Origin of the sequence: Reyranella aquatilis (assembly GCF_020880995.1) — a bacterium.
Lineage (GTDB): Bacteria > Pseudomonadota > Alphaproteobacteria > Reyranellales > Reyranellaceae > Reyranella > Reyranella aquatilis.
The window spans coordinates 39956-59114 of the sequence record NZ_JAJISD010000015.1 but is presented as its reverse complement, the minus strand read 5'-3'; the positions used below and the strand labels follow the sequence as shown (position 1 = coordinate 59114).

Genomic DNA, 19159 nt, shown 5'->3' with positions numbered 1-19159 from the left:
TGTGGTAGGTTGCCGGTCTTAACGGGGGGCTTCGGAGTACTGGAATGCCGCTGCGCTGGGAAATCCTGCATGAGCAGAAACTCATCCATGTCGTTGCAGAAGGCGAGGTGACCCTCAAGGAGATGGAGGAGCATTTCGACGCCCTCGTCGTCGCCAACGCACTGGCCTATTCCAAGCTGTTCGACGCGACGGCGCTGAAGCCGGTCTATGACGACAAGGACGTGATGGCGATGGGCGCGCGGCTCAGCGCCTATACCTCGCATTTCCCGAGCGGCCCCCTGGCCGTTGTCGGCACCAGCGACGCCGTGCAACTGGCGTTCCGGCGCTTCGTCAACATCTCGCCGTCGAAGCGGCCGGCGCAGATCTTCAAGACGGAGGCCAAGGCGCGCGCCTGGCTGAAGCAGCAGCCCGCGGCGGTCTAAGGCTTTCTGCTTAGAGCCGTTCCAGGTCACATTGACCCACTTACCTCATCCTGAGGAGCGCGCCGAAGGCGTGCGTCTCGAAGGATGGGCAACAGGCAAGGTGCGCGTTCCCACCCTTCGAGACGCATCGCTGCGCGATGCTCCTCAGGGTGAGGTCGTTGTTTGAATGTTCGGCTTGATTCAATCTCGCCCAGAAGCGCTCAAGGCCTTTCAGGGGCCGTTCATCGTTTCGGATTGAGGACTTCCAGGCTGTCGTACCGGAAGAGGGCCGGGCACATCGGCGGCGGGAAGGTGAACGGGCGGGAAATGCCCACGCCCCTGACCACCAGGACGAAGTCGAACTTCTCAGGCTGGCTCGTCGACAGGGTCACGTGGCATTCGGCCTGCAGCTCGCCGAACGTATAGCCGCTCACGATGAAGCTGCGGCCGACCTGATCGGGCAATGAGATTCCGGCGGCCCGCAGATCCGAATAGACGCTGTCGATCAGACGGTCGTCACGTGACGCAAGGACGCCCGCGAGCTGTCCGACCAGCGGGCCCTTGACGTTGGCGCTCGCAATGTTCCGCTGGACCTGCTCGAGCAGGTAGCGCTTGGCTTCGCGGGCCGACATCGGTTGCGCCTGGGAGGCTTCGGCGACACGACCGGCGCCGCTTGCGTGATTGCAGACGTTCACTGCCTGCTGTTCGAGGCGGCCGAGCGGCGGCTCCGGTCCGCTCGGGCAGGCGCCGACGGTCAGGAACATTTCGTTAGTGTCGACGTACAGCCAGTTATCGGGCGGGCGGGCGAGCAGTTGCGCGATGAAGCCCGGATCCACGCCGAGGTCGGCGGCATAGCGGATCAGGGCCGATGCGCCGGCCCTGCCCAGTCCGAAGCCGCGGGCGATCCCCGCGGTGGTATCGCCCTTGGTCTCGCTCTGGACCACCGTGGCATCCAGCGTGAAGTTGTGGAAGCCGACCTGACCCCCGATTTCGATGACGCGGCTGGGAAGGGCCGTGGGCGACTGGCGGCTGGCCGTGCCGCCCAGGAACGCCATCGCGCAGGCGGAAAGGCAGATGTCGCCCTTGCGCACGATCGTGGCCACCTCGAACTCGCGGAAGAGATAGCCGACCTTCAGGCCCTCGAGCAGGTCGCCGCCGCTGCTGCTGAGTTCGGCGGTTGCCAGCGGTTGATTGGCGATCCGGGTGGTCTTGGACTTGAGGCCGGCCAGCATGAGGCGCAGCTTGTCACTGTCGCCCTGTTCGAGACGGCCGGTGATGCGAAGCGTGTGGGCGACCAGCGGGGCCTTGGGGTTCAGTCCGGGAATCGACTTGCTGTCGAGGGTGATGCTGAAGGCACGGGCCTCCGGCATCAGGCTCCAGCAGAGGAAGCTGATCACGAACGCCGACAGCCACCTAAACAAGGCAGCCGCCGCGTGATGCCACCGGTTCGGAGTGCCTCACGCTAGTTCCCCGTCTCACGGCAACGCCCCGGAAGAATTTCCTGACGTCGGTTGAAAAAACCGTACCATGCAAACTCTTCTGAGTTCACCATCCCTCTTTAGGACATCCGGGCCGGGTCCATGATTGCGCTGGATCAAGGGCGCTGCGGGCAGCTCGGCTAGAGTGGGGTGGCCCAATACGCGATGCGTTGACGTTTCAATAGGATGCATCCAGGTCGGAGGACGATGAAACAGCAGCAGCTTCCGCCGTCGAGTCCGGAACCCAGGAAGGGTTCTGCGCGGCGGATCTATTGGATCTCCATCGCGACGTTGGCCGGATTGATGCTCCTCGCGGCCCTGCTCACGGTCGAGGAATGGCTGGGTTTGATCCCGTCGTTCCAGCGCGCGATGGGGGACCTGTTTTCGCGATACGCACTTCTGGCCGTCGCGCTCGTCATCGCCCTGATCGGCTTCGGCGTTTTCTTTCGGCGTTCGTTGCGCGAGGGTTGGTGGCAGGCGGGTCCTCCCGACGCGCCGCGCCGGACGAGGAGCCGGTTGCTGCTGACCGTATTCTCCGGCTTTGCACTGGGCATCGCAGCGACCGGATACCTCCTCAACAACGACCTGCGTACGGCCTTTCGCGACGAGCGGCTGTCCCAGCAGGCCGGTATCGCCGGCCTGAAGGCGCAGCAGATCGACCAGTGGGTTGCCGAAAGGGCGATCGACCTGGGATTTCTGGTCACGTCCCTCAAGGGATTGCCGTTTGGCCAGATCGATGCGGGCCCGGAACTGCGCCAGTTCGTCGAACTGCTCCTCTATCAGGTGCTGATCGGACATCCCGAACGGCGTGAGATCATGCTGTTCTCGGGCGATGGGCAATTGCTGGTCGAAGTGGGCGGCGCTCCCGGTCACCTGGATCACGGCGGCGTCGGCGGGCTGGTTCGTGAAGCGGCGCGCGACGGCAAACTGAAAATCGGGTCGCTCGAGCTCGATGCGGGCGACCCCCCGGGCCCCAGCATGGCCTTTGCCCAACCGTTTAATGCCACCGCGTCGGCGCCCGGCCAGCCGGCGAGCCAGTTCGTCGTCGTGCTCGCGGTCGACCCGAGCGTCGACCTCTTTCCCAAGGTTCGCGCATGGCCAACCGACAGCCCGACGTCGGAAGTCCTGGTGGTGCGGCGTGAGGGCGACGATGCGGCCTTTCTGTTTGCGCCGCGCTTCTGGGAGCACCCGATCCCGCCCGAAGGACTCCGCCTGCCTTTGTCGACGCCCAATCTCACCGCCGCCATCGCGATCCGCGAAGGAGATGGTACGCGGGTGGCCGTGGACTATCGCGGCAAGAGGGTCATGGCGGCGTCGCGTGCCGCAAATGCGGTTCCCTGGACCGTCATCGCCAAGTCGGACTACGACGAGGTCATGCGCCCGATCGATCGCCGCTCCGAGAAGATCGCCCTCGTGTTCGGCGCGACCATTCTCGTGGCGGCGTGCCTGGTCTGGTCGCTGTGGAGGAGCCAGCAGGAGGAAACGCGCGAACTGGCGGTGAGCAACCTTCGTTTCGTTCACGCCGTGCAGGACATGTTCATCGTGCTCGACGGCGACAACCGCATTCTGGAGACCAACGAGGCCGCGCAGAAGGCTGTCGGGTACACCGCCGAGGAACTGCGGGGCATGGATGCGCGCAACCTGAGGCTGCCCGACGGGACGAACGAGGACGATCAGGGGGACGCGGCGCTGGCGGCGGCCGGTGGCAGGGTAGAGGTCCGTACGATGATCCGGCGCAAGGACGGCAGCACCTTCCCTGCGGAGGTGCGGGTCAGCGCTTTCGAGCTCGACGGACGGGTCTATCGACAGGCGATGGGCGTCGACATCAGCGATCGCGTGAAGCTGGAGCAGGAGGTGCTGCGACTGGCGCGCGTCAAGCGGTCGCTGCAGGCGGCGACCAGTGTCCTGCTGCGGGCCCGGTCCGAAGCCGAAGTCTTCGATCAGATCTGCACCAGTCTCGTCGAATTCGGAGATTATCAGATGGTGGCGGTCGCGGTGCCCAACGACGATGCCGGCAAGACCTTCCGCTTCCCTGCCATTGCAGGAAACGATGACGGCTATCTCGCCAATGCCCACATCACCTGGAACGACGAGCCCACGGGCAAGGGGCCGCTGGGCATGGCGATCAAGACGGGGACTGTCCAGAGCATCCAGGATTTCGCAAGCAATCCGAACGCACGGCCATGGCGCGAACAGGCGTTGCGCCGGGGCTACCGCTCCAGCATCGCCCTGCCGCTGCGGCGTGAGGGGGCGCTGGTGGCGGCTCTCCTGATCTATGCGGCGGAACCGCAGGCATTCGATGCGGAAGAGGTTCAGCTCCTCACGGCTCTCGCCGACGATATCTCCTATGTCCTGTCGCGGGTCGCCTCGTAGCACGCCGCCGTGTCTTTTCGAGCTGCGCGCAGTCAGCCGTCGCCCTTGTGTGCCCGCAAACTCGGTCGCCGCCGTATCGTCGTCGCTTCCCAAGGACTGCAACGGCGATCGAAAGATTTTCGGCCAGTATCGGAATGCGAGAGGCGGGGCTCGCCTCGTCGATGTCGCGTCCCTAGTATCGATGGATACGGACGCGTTGCGTGGTCACTTTGATTTTGTCCGTGACGCAAACTGCTCCGTGAGTGTTCCCCATGAAGAAGTCTCCCGACGGCGATACTGCCAACCGCGGGTCCCGGCAGGCGAGGAAGGCTTGCCTCGGCGTTCTCGTATCGGTGCGGGGAATGCTGATGATGGCGGCAATGTTTTTCGCCACGGCGTCATTTGCGGCGCCGAGCTATACGGACCATCCACGCTATGGCGGATCGCCCCGTGTCGTGCCCGTCTGGATCGATCCGAACTTCAAGCAGGCCGAGCGTGACCAGATGCTGAGCGCGATCGAGGAATGGAATGCCGCCCTGAATGGTGTGGCCCGCATCGACGTGGTGACCTCGCCGGAGGGACCAGCCGCCAAACAGAGCTGGCTGATCAGGAGAGGGCCGGGCAAGGAGGGTGTGCGCGAACTGGGCAGAAGGACCCAGAGCCTGGGAAGCCCTCAGGGCATGCCGCTGGGAGGTGGCGTGTTGCTGATCTTCCCGGATGCGAGCGCGTACCTGCAGCAGCATTCGCTGAGCCTGCGAGACGTCATGATGCGGGAGATCGGGCACCTCATGGGGCTGCGGCACCTCGAGCACGCGGAACTCCTTGCGGAGGACTATGCGCGCGGCGACCTTGCCTGTGTAAACGAGGCGACGGCGACCGCTGTGGCGGCGATGCTGAACGTACCCGCGATGGCGCTGAACTGGTGCGAACCCAGGTAGATCCGGCTCGCTACGGTTGCCCTTGCCGGCCGTAACCCTGCAGCCGTCTCGAAGCATGGACACCAGCACCGCCTCTGTTGCCCATCCTTCGAGACTGTCCTTCGGGCTTCCTCAGGACGAGGTGGGTGTTTGATCTGTTTGCATCGAAAGGCTCCAGATTCACGGGCTGGCGTCGGGCGATCAGGATCGCCGCCAAAGATCGTGCGAAGCCGAATCGGTTCGTTCTGCCACGGGCGCAGGAAGCGCTGGCTCCGACGGGCGAGAGGTTTCAGTTCCCCTCCGCCACCACCAATGACATCTCCCGTTCGCGCATGAAAGTCGGTGGAGCGAGAATCCTACACGCGTCCGTGGCAGTGCTTGAACCGCTTGCTTCGAATGCAAAGTGAGGAAATGCGTGACCTAATGTCGACGCCGAATGGTGCGACGTTCAATGCGTCACTCGGGAAGCCCCGCCAGCCGCGCCCCCTGGAGCATCTGCTCGTAGTCGGCCTCAGGGAACAGACGATGGCTTCTCTGCCAGGACACGCTGCTCATGGGGCGTAGTTGAAGCAGTTGTTTCATTGATCCGCGCGCCTCTTCAATGGCTCCACTGTGGGCCAATGCGCTCGCCAGGTGCAGGTGCGTCGAGGCATGGAGCGGATTCTCCTGACGGCTCCGCTTCAGCCAGTGAACGGCTTTCTCATACTGGCCGCGGAAGAGATGGCTGTCTCCGCGCGCTTTCGAGAAAGCATGGATCACCGTGTCGTACGGGCTCAATCGGAGAGCGCGTTCGGAGTGCCGCTCTGCCGTATCATAGTCACCGGCAAAGTTCCTGACTGTGGCGCCTTTGCCGAAGGCAAAAGCGGAATTGGGATTGAGCGAAATCGCGCGATCAAGCCAGGGGATCGCGGTCGCCAGATCGGAGTTGAGGTGGCCCAGAGCGAACGCCGCCTCCGTAAGCACGATCGGGTCACTCGGCTCGAGACGAACAGCTTGGTGTGCGAACTTTATGCCTTCGGTGGTTTCCGACTCTTCATCCTGCATCCAGCCATACATGCGGCGACGCTGGATCCAGCTGGCGAGATAGGCGTAGGCAAGACCAAAGCGTGGATCGAGTTCCAGAGCTTTCCGCGCCATTGCTATTGCCCTGTCTACATTCTCGCGCTCGAGCAATTGCTGTTCTCCCAGCGCACGAAGGAGCCAGTCATAAGCCTGCAGATTCTCCGTAGGCTTGTGGCCGGCCCGTCGAATTTCCGCTTTCACGAGAGAGGGCTCGATCGCGGATACGACCGCGGCCGTGACATGATCCTGGAGATCGAACACTTCCTCGAGCGCGCTGTCGAAGCGATCCGCCCATAGATGCGAGCCTGAGTCGGCCTCGATCAACTGACCCGTTATGCGAAGCCTATTTGCCGCTTTCCGTACACTCCCTTCAAGGACGTATCTGACGCCAAGCTCGCGCCCGACCTGGCGGATGTCGACGGCTCGGCCCTTGTAGATGAAGCTCGAATTCCGCGCGATGACGAACAGTCCGCTGATGCGAGATAATGCGGTAATGATGTCTTCGACCATCCCGTCGGCGAAGTACTCCTGTTCCGGGTCGCCGCTCATGTTCTGGAAAGGCAAGACGGCAATCGAAGGCTTGTCGGGCAGGGGCAACGGTGTTGCGTGCGGCGGCATTGTCGGGGCACCCGCCGGTTGTGAGGCTCGGACATTGGTCCAGGCGCCCGGTTTCCACCGCACGGCGTATGCTTGAACCGGCCGTTCGATGTTCTTGAGAGAAAGACGGCCGAGATCTTCGAACTCTGCGCTTACCCTCCCGACAGTCGCTTCAAAGATCGGGCCGGAAACGATGACGCCTCCGGGGGGTGCCTCTGATTCGAGGCGGGCAGCAATGTTGACGCCGTCTCCGTAGATGTCAGTACCTTGAACGATCACATCTCCGGAGTGGACGCCGATTCGAAAGACCAATCTCTCATCTGCCGGGCGCTCAGATTCAGCAGTCACCATCGACTGCTGAAACTCGATCGCGGCGGACAACGCTTCGACGGCGCTTGTGAACTCCATCAGCGCCCCATCGCCGGTCAGCTTGACAATGCGCCCGCCTCGCCTGGAGACGACGGGTTCGAGCAGTTCGGTTCGGGCGGCTCCGAGGCGCCCGACTGTCCCGCTCTCATCCCTGCCGACAAGTCGTGAGTAGCCTGCGACGTCCGCCGCAACTATGGCGGTGAGCCTGCGTAGCTCGTTAGCCAAAGAGGGCCTCTGCTTTCCATCAAAGTGCTGGGCACAGCACAACGTGCAAGGGCCCTGCGTCACGCGCGACGCGTTCGGCTACCGAAGGCCGATGGCGGTGACGGATGCGCAGCGCCAAGACCGTCAAGTGCGGCAATGGCGCTACCAAGGGAAATCCGAAGCAAGACATCGAATCCTCGCTGCTTGTGCGTTTTCAATCTTGCTGAATCGCGCGCCGCAGGTAAATAAGTATTCGGCTGCGCTGCCGGCTTGCCTGCCCCCGTTACGCATTCGCAACGCAATTGGGATCTCGCATGAAATTATCGCGCCGCAACCTTGTCTGCTCGATGGGGTGGCCTCTGTTGTCTGTTGCGATCCTGCAAAGGAAAGCGTGGGCACAGCATGCTTGGCCGACACGCCCCGTCCGAATCGTTGTGGGTTACGCTCCAGGCGGCGTGAACGATTTGCTCGCGCGCTTGGTGGGCCCCTTTCTGGCGGAACGGTTGGGGCAGCCGTTCCCCGTTGAGAATCGGCCAGGTGCGGCAAGTAACATTGCCACGGAAGCCGTCGCTCGGGCCGCTCCGGATGGATATACGCTCCTGCTCGTCGGTTCCGCGAACGCCATCAACACGACATTGTACGACAAGCTTGGCTTCGACTTCGCCAAGGACATCGCGCCTGTTGCGTCGCTATGCAGCGTGCCGATCGCCCTGCTGGTCAATCCCGCAGTACCTGCCCGGACGCTCTCTGAGCTGATCTCCTTTGCCAAGGCTAATCCGGGGAAGCTCAGCATGGCGTCGCCCGGTAACGGCAGCCCGCAGCATCTTGCGGGTGAACTTTTCAAGATGATGGCCGGCATCGACATGGTGCACATCCCGTATCGTGGAGGCGGCCCGGCGATGACCGATCTTCTGTCGGGTCAGGTGCAGGTGTCGTTCGGTAGTGTCGCTTCGTCGATGCAGTATGTTCGCGGTGGCCAGCTGCGGGCGTTGGGTGTGGCCTCGTCCGGACGTCTGGATGTGCTTCCGGATGTGCCGGCAATCGCTGAGTTGCTGCCCGGCTACTTTGCGATTGGCTGGTATGGGCTCGGGGCACCTGCTGGAACGTCGGCTGAGGTCGTAGCGCGCCTGAATGAGGCCTCGAACGCGGCAATCGCCGATCCGAAAATAAGTGCACGGTTGGCTGAACTGGGGGCGACCCCATTGCCGGGGTCTCCTGCCGATTTCGCCAAGCTGATTGCCGACGAAACCGAGCGCTGGGCCAGGGTCGTGCGATTTTCTGGCGCGAGGCCGAACTGATTACAGGGGTATCGAGGAAGAGCGCGGATACGACGCCGACCAGTCTCGGCATTGACGTCCCAGTATGCGCGCTTGCCTAATGCCGTTGCGCGTGAGCAAAAGGAGCTTTCCGCCCACTAGGCGGCGCTCATCTTCCATTAGGTGCAGTGCCCGGCATTTGCCCGGAAATCAAACACTTCCTGCCGGTGCACGACCATTGCCCAACAAGAAGGCGTCACGAAGTGGATCTTCTAGTCAGTGAGACTGACGATCCTATACGCGCCCGTGGCAGTGCTTGAACTTCTTGCCCGAGCCGCAGGGGCAGGGGGCGTTGCGTGAGACCTTGCCCCAGGTCGACGGATCGTTCGGATCGATGGGGCCGTTGGTGATCGGTCGCGGGCGGTGCAGCGTCGCCACGCCGCCGCCGTCCGGATCGGCGGGATCGTAGGCGGGATCGTCGGCCATCGCCGTCGCCAGCGCCGGATCCTCGTGCACCTCGTGCATGTTGGTCGGCATCTCCGGCATCGGCGGCGCTTCCATGCGGATCTGCAGGGTCGCCAGCAGCGTCACGACCTGTTCGCGCATGTTGGTCAGCAGGTCGCTGAACAGGTTGAACGCCTCGCGTTTGTACTCGTTCAGCGGATCCTTCTGGCCGTAGGCCCGCAGCCCGATGCCCTGGCGCAGATGGTCCAGGTGGAGGAGGTGGTCCTTCCAGTTCTGGTCGAAGATCTGCATCAGCACGCTCTTCTCGACCTGGCGCCAGACGTCGGGGCCGTATTGCGCCGCCTTCTGCGCGAACACGCGCTCGACGGCGTCGTTCAGGCGCGTCTTGATCTCCTCGTCGGCGATGCCTTCTTCCTTCGCCCACTCGTCGACCGGCAGGTCGAGGCCGAAGATGCGCTGCACCTCTTCCTTCAGTTCGCCGATCTTCCACTGCTCGGCATAGACACCCTCGGGGATGGTCCGCTTGACGAGCGTGTCGACCACGTCGCGGCGCATGCCGGCAACGGTCTCGGACACGTCCTCCGTGCCCATCAGCTCGATGCGCTCCTTGTAGATCTCCTGGCGCTGGGCGTTCATCACGTCGTCGAAGCGCAGCAGATTCTTGCGGATCTCGAAGTTGCGCGCCTCGACCTTGCCCTGCGCCGTCTCCAGCGCCTTGTTCAGCCAGCGATGGGTCAGCGCCTCGTCGTCGGCCATGCCCTTCTTCTGGACCCAATCGAGCACCTTGTTGTTGCCGAAGATGCGCATCAGGTCGTCTTCGAGCGACAGGAAGAAGCGCGACGCGCCGGGATCGCCCTGGCGGCCCGAACGACCGCGCAGCTGGTTGTCGATGCGCCGGGATTCGTGGCGCTCGGTGCCGACCACGAACAGGCCGCCCGCCTCGCGCACGATCGCGCGGTCGCGCTCGACGCCGGCGCGGATCTCCGCCTCGACGCGGGCGATCTCGGCGTTGCGCGCCGCCTCGTCGGGGAACTTCGCCATGATCTCGGGCACGCTCTGCTGCACCAGCATCTCGACGTTGCCGCCGAGCTGGATGTCGGTGCCGCGGCCGGCCATGTTGGTGGCGATGGTGACGGCGCCCGGCCGTCCGGCCTGGGCCACGATCTGCGCTTCCTGGTCGTGGAAGCGGGCATTGAGCACGTTGTGCGGGATGCCGGCCTTCTTCAGCGCCTCGGACAGTTCCTCTGACTTCTCGATCGAGACGGTGCCGACCAGCATCGGTTGCTGGCGTGCGCGGCACTCGCCGATCAGCTTGACGATGGCGCGCGTCTTGTCGGCCAGCGTGCGATAGATCTCGTCGTCGGCGTCCTTGCGCGCCACCGGCACGTTGGTCGGGATTTCGACCACGTCGAGCTTGTAGATCTCGGAGAACTCGGCCGCCTCGGTCAGGGCCGTGCCGGTCATGCCCGAGAGCTTCGGGTACATGCGGAACAGGTTCTGGAAGGTGATCGAGGCCAGCGTCTGGTTCTCGCGCTGGATCTCGACATGCTCCTTGGCCTCGAGCGCCTGGTGCAGGCCTTCCGAGTAACGACGGCCCTGCATCATGCGGCCGGTGAACTCGTCGATGATGACGACCTGGCCGTCCTTCACGATGTAGTCGACGTCGCGGGCGAAAAGCTTGTGGGCGCGCAGTGCCTGCGTGATGTGGTGCAGCACCGACACCATGGTGGGCGCGTAGAGGCTGATGCCTTCGGCCAGCAGCCCGTCGGCGCGCAGGATGTCCTCGATCGCCTCGATGCCGGCATCGGTCAGGACGACCGTGCGGTTCTTCTCGTCCTTCTCGAAATGCTCGGGCTTGAGCTGCGGAATCACCGTGTCGGCGCGGCGGTACAGCTCCGAGGAATCCTCGGCCGGGCCGGAGATGATGAGGGGCGTGCGCGCCTCGTCGATCAGGATCGAATCGACCTCGTCGACGATGGCGTGATTGAAGGGCCGCTGGACCATCGCGTCCAGTCGATACTTCATGTTGTCGCGCAGGTAGTCGAAGCCGATCTCGTTGTTGGTGCCGTAGGTGACGTCGCAGGCATAGGCCGCCTTGCGCTGCTCGTCGTCGAGTTCGTGGACGATGATGCCGACGGTGAGACCGAGGAACTTGTAGACCCGGCCCATCCATTCGGCGTCGCGGCGCGCGAGGTAGTCGTTGACCGTGACGACGTGCACGCCCTTGCCGGGCAGGGCGTTGAGATAGACCGCGAGGGTGGCGACGAGCGTCTTGCCCTCGCCCGTCTTCATTTCGGCGATCTTGCCCTGGTGCAGGACCATGCCGCCCTTGAGCTGCACGTCGAAGTGGCGCTGGCCCAGGGTCCGCTTGGCCGCCTCGCGCACGGTCGCGAAGGCTTCCGGCAACAGATCGTCGAGCGTTTCGCCCTTGGCCAGGCGCTCGCGGAACTCGGCGGTCTTGCCGCGGAGCTGTTCGTCCGTGAGTTTGACCATCTCCGGCTCGAGGGCGTTGATCTTCGCCACCGTCTTGTCGAAGCCCTTGACGATCCGGTCGTTGGCCGTCCCGAAGAGTGTCCGGGCGAGCGCGCCAAACATGAAAACCTCGATATTCTAATGACTTAGGCGGGCACACAGGCCCGCCACCCGATTGAGAGATAGAGAGCGGGTCGGGGAGTGTCAACGCAAGCGACCGGCGCGCGGGCCCGCTGCGGCGCCGGCCATCGCTTTGCAGTCGTAGCGTCATCCGCCCGAAACCGGGGCCGCCGCGGCGAACGCCCCGCCAAGGACGCAGGCCTCACGAAAAAGTGCCGCAATTCAAGGCCATTACGCCGACCGTCGGGGAGGCGGCGCTTGCTTGGCCCGAGTGGGCCTGTGTAAACGGTTTGCGCCTTTCGTAATGAATGAATCCGCTGGAGTCCGCCATGAGTCATGACCTGCGTAACCTGCGCCTTGCCCTCCTGAGCGGCGCGGTCGCCCTCTTCGCGGGACCCGTCCTGGCCCAGACTCCACCGGCGCAGGCCCCCAAGCCGCCCGCCGGACAGCCCGCGGCCAAGCCGCCTGCCGCTGCCGCGACTCCGGCCCCGACCGCCGTCAAGGACCCGGTCGTGGCGGTCGTCAACGGCCAGCAGATCCGCCTGTCCGAACTCGAGATCGCCCAGCAGTCCTTGCCGCAGCAGTATCGTTCTATGCCGCTGCAGGCGGTGTTCCCGGCGCTGCTCGAGCGCATCATCGACAGCAAGCTGGTCGTCCAGGAAGGCAAGAAGAACAAGACCAACGAGGACCCGGCGTTCAAGAAGCGCATGGCCTTCGTCGAGGAGCAGGTGCTGCAGGATTTCTGGATCCAGCGCGAGATCGCCCGCCTGGTCACTCTGGAGAAGATCCAGCAGCGCTACCAGGAGCGCCTGAAGTCGATGCCGCCGGAAGAGGAGGTGCACGCGCGCCACATCCTCGTGGCCACCGAGGACGAGGCCAAGGCGATCATCGCCGAGCTGAAGAAGGGCACGCCCTTCGACAAGCTCGCCAAGGAGAAGTCGACCGACAAGGCGTCCGGCGCCGAGGGCGGCGATCTCGGCTGGTTCAAGAAGTCCGACATGGTGAAGGAATTCGCCGATGCCGCCTTCGACCTGAAGAAGGGCCAGACCTCCGAGGCGCCGACCAAGACCCAGTTCGGCTACCACATCATTTCGATCGACGACCGTCGCACCGCGCCGCCGCCGGCGCTGGAGGAACTGTCCGAGCAGATCCGCGAGGAACTGGCGCGCGAGGCCATCACGGCCCAGCTCGACAAGATCCGCTCCGGCTCGAAGATCGAGAAGTTCAACATCGACGGGTCCAAGGCCGAGGCGGCTCCCGCCGCTCCGGCCGCTCCGGCGGCACCCGCCGCCGCGCCGGCCAAGCCCGCGACGCCGCCGAAGTAGGACCGCGCATAAGCCGCCTCAACTAAAACTCACGTTTTGGGGCGTTTCTGGTGTAGTCTCCGCCGCTGGCCGGCTGCGTTTCCGCAGCCGTGCCCCAGGGGAGAACCATGTCCGCCAACCACGCCGTTTCGCCGCTCGCCCCCAAGACGACGCCGACGTTGCCCCGCATCGCCGGCGTAAAGCTGGGCGTCGCGCGCTCCGGCGTGCGTTACAAGGACCGCGACGACGTCCTGCTGGCCGTGGTGCCCGCCGGTGCCACCATCGCGGGTGTCCTGACCAAGTCCAAGACCTGCTCGGCGCCGGTCGACTGGTGCCGCAAGAACCTCGCCCGCGGCAAGGTCCGCGCCATCGTCGTGAATGCCGGCAACGCCAACGCCTTCACCGGCAAGGTCGGCGACAAGGCGGTCGAGGAGACGACCCGCTCCATCGCCCAGGCGCTGGGCTGTCCGCGCAACGAGGTCTTCATGGCCTCGACCGGCGTGATCGGCCAGCCGCTCGACTGGGAGAAGATCGCCGCCGTCGTGCCGGCGCTCATCAAGTCGGGCAAGGAAGACGCCTGGCCGGCCGCCGCGGCCGCCATCATGACCACCGACACGTTCCCGAAGCTGGCGACGCGCCAGGCCAAGATCGGCGAGCGCACGGTGACGGTGAACGGCTTCCTGAAGGGCTCGGGCATGATCGCGCCTGACATGGCGACGATGCTGGGCTTCTGCTTCACCGACGCCAAGATCCCCGGACCGGTGCTGCAGAAGCTGCTGTCCGACGCCGCCGACAAGTCGTTGAACTGCGTCACCGTCGATGGCGACACCTCGACCAGCGACACGCTGCTGATGGTCGCCACCGGGGCGGCCCGGCATGCGCCGATCGAGGAAGCCGACGATCCCGTGCTGGTCGACTTCAAGCGCGCGCTCGACGAGGTGCTGATCGAACTGGCGCAGCTGCTGGCGCGCGACGGCGAGGGCGCCACCAAGTTCGTCACCATCAACGTGACCGGCGCCTCGTCGAACGGGGCGGCCCGCAAGATCGGCCTGGCGGTCGCCAACTCGCCGCTGGTCAAGACGGCGATCGCCGGCGAGGACGCGAACTGGGGCCGCATCGTTATGGCCGTGGGCAAGTCGGGCGAGCGCGCCGATCGCGACAAGCTGCGCATCTCGATCGGTGGCGTGCGCATCACCGACCAGGGCCAGGTCGTGCCGAACTACGACGAGGCCCCGGTCGCGCAGCACATCAAGGGCTCCGACGTGGTGATCGACATCGATCTCGGCATCGGCCGCGGCCGTGCCACGGTCTGGACCTGCGATCTCACGCACGGCTACATCGACATCAACGGCAGCTACCGTTCTTGATCTCGTTCGCAGACGAATGCCCGGGCGGCCCGCCGCCGCTGGGCGAGCGGCCGCTCGTGCTGGTGGCCGCCGTCGCGCTGGTCGATGCCGATAGCCGGGTCCTGATCGCCCAGCGTCCGCCCGGCAAGTCGATGGCAGGTCTCTGGGAGTTCCCGGGCGGGAAGGTCGATGCAGGCGAGACGCCTGAGCATGCGCTGGTGCGCGAGCTGCACGAGGAGCTCGGCATCGAGACGGCGACGAGTTGCCTGGCGCCGATCGCCTTCGCCAGCCACGGCTACGAGAAGTTCCACCTGCTGATGCCGGTCTTCGCCTGCCGCAAATGGAACGGCACCCCGCAGCCGCGCGAGGGCCAGACGCTGAAATGGGTCGCGCCGATGGACCTCAACAAGTACCCGATGCCGCCCGCAGACCTGCCGCTGGTCGGCCTGCTGCGCGATCTTCTGTAATCACGGCACCGGCGCGATCTGGGCGCCGGGACGCCAGCCCACCAGGTCGCGGAAGATCAACGCCTGTGCGGTCGCCGCGACAGCAGTGCCGCCATAGGAGACGAGAAGGGCGGCCGTCCAGGTGATCACGGCGGCTGACTCGCCGGCACCCAGCATGCCGCGCGTGAGCCCGAGCACGACCAGCGTGGCCACCGTCGTGGCCATCGCGCCGCTGAAGAAGACCAGGAAGAGCACGCCGATGATCGTCCAGGCATTGCCGCGGCTGTAGGCCCAGGACAGGCGCGGCGTGAAGGGCTCGTCGATGGCGGTTGCCGCGAGCCCGTAGCTGACCCGCAGCGCCAGGATGATCGAGATCGTGAAGCCGAGACCGATCGGCGCCGCCAGCGCCTGCTTGCGGGCGATCTCGGGATCGGTCGCCGCTCCCGCCGCCAGCAACTCGGGATCGACCGTGCCCAGCGTCAGCACGAAGGCGGCGAGTAGCAGGAAGGTGAAGCCGCCGATCTTGACGAGATGGACCAGGAACGCCGTCTCCCGCGGCGACCAGCCGAGGCCGGGCAGGCGGCCGATGTTCTGCGGGCCCAGCAGGACGAAGCGCTGCCACGCCACCATGAACATCACGGTCGGCACCATGTCGGCGGCCTTCTCGATCAGCACCGGCATCATCGAATCGCGCGTCATCAGCGAGCCGATGAGCCGGATCGCGAGCGACGCGATCCACGGGATGGTCACGAGATGGAAGAACAGGCCGAGGTTGGCGAAGACGAAGGCGAAGCTCTGGGCGACCAGGCCACCGAACGAGAGTTTCCTTGCAGGCACGTCGTCTAGCTCCGTTCCACTTTTTCGCCGGCGCTCAGTTCGGCAGTGCCCAGCGCCTCGGCGAGGCGATGCGCCGCGCTGCCGGGCTTGAGCGGTCTGGGCTGCGAGGCGTGCGGCGCCCAGCCATGCAGGAAGAGCACCTCGAAGCTCGCGACGACCCGGCCGCTCGGCCGCGCGAACCGCTCGCCGTAGAGTTCGGCGGCGCGCAGCAGCACGGCGCGGCCGGTCAGGCCGCGGCGGCGACCGGCCACGAGGTTGCTTTCCCCCATGGCGCTCAGGTCGCGCATCAGCGCGAGCGCGCTTTCGTATTCGACGTCTATCGTCTCGCTGTCGGCCACCGGCAGGGCAAACCCCGCGCGTTGCAGCAGGCCGGCCGCGTCGCGCAGGTCGGCGAAGGGCGATACGCGCGGGCTCAGCCCGCCGTCGATCTCGCTCTCCGCCGCCGCCAGCGCCTGGCGCAGCTGCCACAGCGTGGCGCCGCCCAGCAGGGCGCCCAGGAACAGGCCGTCGGGTTTCAGGACCCGCGCGATCTGGATCAGGGTGCCGGGCAGGTCGTTCACCCAGTGCAGGTCCATGGCGCTCAGGACCAGGTCGAAGCGGCCGGGCGCGAAGGGGAGGAACTCCTCGTCGGCGACGACGGCCGGTCCGCGCGCCCGGGCCGCGAAGCCGCGCCCGAGGTCGGCGCGCACCAGATGCTCCACCGTTGCCCGGCCGGCGAGGGCCGTGGCGACCTCGTCGCCGTGGCTGCCGAGGTCGAGCGCGAGGGGAAAGGTGCGGCGCACGTCGCCCAGCCGGTCGACCAGCCGCTCGGCGATCTCGCGCTTCAGGAAGTCGTGCCGCTCCCACGCGTGGGCAGCACGCTCGCGCCGCAGACGCAGGGTGGCGCGGTCGAACACCAGCAGGGGATCGGAACTCGTCACAGTGGGTATGTAGGGGGAAAGGGCGGCGGCGGGTAGGGGACCGCCTTCCTGTGGGCGCATTTGCCCGCCCCAATCCGCACCATGTTGCCGACGGGTGTCAGCGGGGTCTTTGCCGGCATGGGCCGGGCGGTGCTCGATGCCGTGCTGCCGCCGCTTTGCCTCGGCTGCAACGAGATCGTGGGCGCGCCGGGCGCCCTTTGTGCCCGCTGCTGGCAGGGCTTCTCCTTCATCTCGGCGCCCCAGTGCACCTGTTGCGGCACGCCGTTCGCGGAAGATCTCGGGCGGGATGCGCTGTGCGCCGGCTGCCTCGCGCGCCGGCCGCGCTATCACCAGGCACGCGCCGCGCTCGTCTACGACGACGGCAGCAAGCGGCTCGTCCTGCCGTTCAAGCACGGCGACCGCACCGACATCGCGCGCGCCTGCGGGGCCTGGATGGCGCGGGCGGGTGCGGACCTGCTGGCCTCGGCCGACCTCGTGGCGCCGGTGCCGCTGCATTGGCGGCGGCTGTTCGTGCGCCGCTACAACCAGGCACAGTTGCTGGCGCGGATCGTCGTGCGGACGGCCGCGACCGAACGCAAACCGCGGCTGGTGCCCGACCTGCTGCGCCGACGGCGCTGGACGGGGTCGCAGGCCGGGCTCAAGGCGCGGGAACGGCGCAGCAACGTCCGGGAGGCTTTCGACGTCCATCCGAAATGGGGACCCGAGATTTCCGGCACGACGGTGCTTCTGGTCGACGACGTGCTGACGACCGGCGCGACGGTCGAGGCCTGCGCACGCGTGCTGGAACGCGCCGGAGCCCGGCGGGTCGATGTCCTGACGCTGGCGCGGGTTGTCCGGCCGGCGTTATAATCCGCGAAAGAGGTTAACCATGGCCAAGATCGAGATCTACACCTCGCCGTTCTGCGGCTACTGCGCGCGGGCCAAGAGCCTGCTCGACAGCAAGGGCGCCGAGTACGAAGAGACGGACGTGATGATGGACGACAAGAAGCGTGCCGAGATGCGGTCGCGCACCAATCGCACGTCGGTGCCGCAAATCTTCATCAACGGCCAGCATATCGGTGGCTCCGACGATCTCGCCGCCCTCGAGCAGGCGGGCAAGCTCGACGCGCTGCTCGCGCAGCCGGGCTAGGGGAACTCCGACATGACCGCGTTCAAGGCCGGCCTCATCCAGACCAACGTCAGCAACGAGATGGCCGAGAACGTGGCCTTCCTGCGCGAGCAGGCGAAGCTCGCGCGCGACGCCGGCGCCGACTTCATAATGACGCCCGAAAATACCGGCCTGATCGGCGCCAACCGCACCGAGACGCTGGCCAAGGCGCAGACCGAGGAAGAGCACGCGATGCTCGCAGCCTGTCGCGCCAGCGCGCGCGACACCGGCACGTGGTTCCTGCTCGGCTCGATCCATGTACGCGTGCCCGGTGAGGAGCAGATCCGCAACCGTTCGTACCTGATCGATTCGTCGGGCGGCATCGTGGCCAGCTACGACAAGATCCACATGTTCGACGTCCAGCTCGCGGGCGGCGAGAGCTACCGCGAATCCTCGACGTTCAAGCCGGGTGAGAAGGCGGTCCTGGCCGAGACGCCGTGGGGCGTGCTCGGCATGACGATCTGCTACGACCTGCGCTTCCCTTATCTCTATCGCGAACTGGCGCATGCCGGCGCCACGATGCTGGCGATCCCGTCCTCGTTCACCGTACCGACGGGCCAGGCGCACTGGCACACGTTGATGCGCGCCCGCGCCATCGAGACGGGATGCTTCGTCTTCGCGCCCGCCCAGGTCGGCGCGCACAAGGGTTCCAACCGCAAGACCTACGGCCACTCGATCGCCGTCGCCCCGTGGGGCGAGGTCATCGCCGATGCCGGGGCTGAGAAGGCCGGCTTCGTCATCGCCGACGTCGACATGGCGAAGATCGAGGAAGCCCGGAAGATGGTCCCGTCGCTAACCCACGATCGCAAGTACGCAGCGCCCGAGCTGCACAAGGCCGCAATCGCCAAGGCGGCGGAGTAAGCCTCAGGATGAAGAGCTAGAACGCCTCGAACAGGTGTTCGTAGCTCGCGACGAGGCCCTCCTCGTCGAGGTCGAGCTGCGCGTTGAATCCGTCGGCCACCCCTTTGTCGAGATAGAGCCACGCACGAGGGCCGAGCGCCTCGTAGCGTTGTCGCGACGGCTGGCAGGTGAGCGATGGAGCATCGACGAACAACGCCAGCAGGTCGCCGTCGGCCCGCCCGAGGCGCCGGATCGCCAGCGAATTGCAGAAGGGCGTCGCCGACACGTCGACCTCGTGGCAACCCGCCAGATCGGGCCGGACCTGGCCGTCGACCCGCCAGTCCGTGTCGCCGGTCCGCTCGATGCAGAGCGACGTCCCGGCATCATCGGTGCGCTCGAGGTGGAGTGTCCGCGTGTGCCACGAGGCATCGAGCTCCCAGCGATACCGCAGGCCGTAGCTCTCCTCGCCAGCGTACACCAGCGTCGAACGAACTGTGAGGCCCGAAGCATCGCGCGACAGGGTCATGAGTTCGAGGCCGGGCGCGTCGATGCGCCGCCATCTGCGCAGGAGCTTATGGTTCTGCATGGGAGAACTCTTGCGACGGATCGTGGGCAAATTGCGGCCC

Annotated in this window: 16 protein-coding genes; 10 read left to right on the top strand and 6 right to left on the bottom strand. The window is 65.7% G+C overall.

Features of this window, described 5'->3' with window-relative positions:
* Positions 1-44 precede the first annotated feature (44 nt).
* Positions 45-422 (top strand): STAS/SEC14 domain-containing protein, encoded by a 378-nt coding sequence (locus LJ725_RS26355; RefSeq protein WP_230553935.1) that lies wholly within the window; start codon positions 45-47, stop codon positions 420-422.
* Between the two features lie 221 nt (positions 423-643).
* Here LJ725_RS26355 and LJ725_RS26350 read toward each other — a convergent pair whose 3' ends face one another.
* Entirely contained in the window at positions 644-1822 is a 1179-nt protein-coding gene (locus LJ725_RS26350) for a hypothetical protein (RefSeq protein WP_230553934.1), read from the bottom strand.
* Positions 1823-2086: 264 nt separating this feature from the next.
* On the opposite strand from LJ725_RS26350, the gene LJ725_RS26345 reads away from it, so the two are divergent.
* Both LJ725_RS26345 and LJ725_RS26340 read left to right on the top strand, forming a co-directional pair.
* Complete coding sequence (locus tag LJ725_RS26345) at positions 2087-4252, top strand: GAF domain-containing protein (protein WP_230553933.1); 2166 nt, start codon at positions 2087-2089, stop codon at positions 4250-4252.
* Positions 4253-4503: 251 nt separating this feature from the next.
* Entirely contained in the window at positions 4504-5169 is a 666-nt protein-coding gene (locus LJ725_RS26340; RefSeq protein ID WP_230553932.1) for a zinc metalloprotease, read from the top strand.
* Between the two features lie 435 nt (positions 5170-5604).
* On the opposite strand, the gene LJ725_RS26335 is transcribed toward LJ725_RS26340, so the two are convergent.
* Positions 5605-7464: an adenylate/guanylate cyclase domain-containing protein gene (locus tag LJ725_RS26335; RefSeq protein WP_230553931.1), complete on the bottom strand. Its 1860-nt coding sequence runs from the start codon at positions 7462-7464 to the stop codon at positions 5605-5607.
* Positions 7465-7694: 230 nt separating this feature from the next.
* On the opposite strand from LJ725_RS26335, the gene LJ725_RS26330 reads away from it, so the two are divergent.
* Positions 7695-8678, top strand: a complete 984-nt coding sequence (locus tag LJ725_RS26330; RefSeq protein ID WP_230553930.1) for a tripartite tricarboxylate transporter substrate binding protein — start codon at positions 7695-7697, stop codon at positions 8676-8678.
* Between the two features lie 252 nt (positions 8679-8930).
* On the opposite strand, the gene secA is transcribed toward LJ725_RS26330, so the two are convergent.
* Positions 8931-11696 (bottom strand): preprotein translocase subunit SecA, encoded by a 2766-nt coding sequence (gene secA / locus LJ725_RS26325; protein ID WP_230553929.1) that lies wholly within the window; start codon positions 11694-11696, stop codon positions 8931-8933.
* A gap of 326 nt (positions 11697-12022) precedes the next feature.
* Between secA and LJ725_RS26320 the strand changes: the two genes are divergently transcribed.
* The 3 genes from LJ725_RS26320 to mutT all read left to right on the top strand — a co-directional run bounded on the left by LJ725_RS26320 (position 12023) and on the right by mutT (position 14810).
* On the top strand, positions 12023-13018 hold the full coding sequence (locus tag LJ725_RS26320) for a peptidylprolyl isomerase (RefSeq protein ID WP_230553928.1): 996 nt from the start codon (positions 12023-12025) through the stop codon (positions 13016-13018).
* A gap of 107 nt (positions 13019-13125) precedes the next feature.
* A complete protein-coding gene (gene argJ, locus LJ725_RS26315) occupies positions 13126-14364 on the top strand; it encodes a bifunctional glutamate N-acetyltransferase/amino-acid acetyltransferase ArgJ (protein ID WP_230553927.1) in 1239 nt (412 codons plus the stop codon).
* A complete protein-coding gene (gene mutT / locus LJ725_RS26310; RefSeq protein WP_230553926.1) occupies positions 14361-14810 on the top strand; it encodes an 8-oxo-dGTP diphosphatase MutT in 450 nt (149 codons plus the stop codon). The genes argJ and mutT overlap by 4 nt, the downstream gene beginning before the upstream one ends.
* Here mutT and LJ725_RS26305 read toward each other — a convergent pair whose 3' ends face one another.
* Complete coding sequence (locus LJ725_RS26305) at positions 14811-15626, bottom strand: hypothetical protein (RefSeq protein ID WP_230553925.1); 816 nt, start codon at positions 15624-15626, stop codon at positions 14811-14813.
* 5 nt (positions 15627-15631) lie between these two features.
* Complete coding sequence (locus tag LJ725_RS26300; protein ID WP_230553924.1) at positions 15632-16606, bottom strand: methyltransferase domain-containing protein; 975 nt, start codon at positions 16604-16606, stop codon at positions 15632-15634.
* A 21-nt stretch (positions 16607-16627) separates the two neighbouring features.
* On the opposite strand from LJ725_RS26300, the gene LJ725_RS26295 reads away from it, so the two are divergent.
* From LJ725_RS26295 to LJ725_RS26285, 3 genes are read left to right on the top strand one after another with little or no spacing between them, the layout of a single operon-like run.
* Positions 16628-17395 carry a ComF family protein gene (locus LJ725_RS26295; protein WP_230553923.1) on the top strand — a complete coding sequence of 256 codons (768 nt, stop codon included), beginning with the start codon at positions 16628-16630 and terminating at the stop codon, positions 17393-17395.
* Positions 17396-17414: 19 nt separating this feature from the next.
* Positions 17415-17675, top strand: coding sequence for a glutaredoxin 3 (gene grxC, locus LJ725_RS26290; protein ID WP_230553922.1), 261 nt, complete (start codon positions 17415-17417; stop codon positions 17673-17675).
* A gap of 12 nt (positions 17676-17687) precedes the next feature.
* Positions 17688-18554: a carbon-nitrogen hydrolase family protein gene (locus LJ725_RS26285; protein ID WP_230553921.1), complete on the top strand. Its 867-nt coding sequence runs from the start codon at positions 17688-17690 to the stop codon at positions 18552-18554.
* Positions 18555-18570: 16 nt separating this feature from the next.
* On the opposite strand, the gene LJ725_RS26280 is transcribed toward LJ725_RS26285, so the two are convergent.
* A complete protein-coding gene (locus tag LJ725_RS26280) occupies positions 18571-19119 on the bottom strand; it encodes a putative glycolipid-binding domain-containing protein (RefSeq protein WP_230553920.1) in 549 nt (182 codons plus the stop codon).
* Positions 19120-19159: the final 40 nt, after the last annotated feature.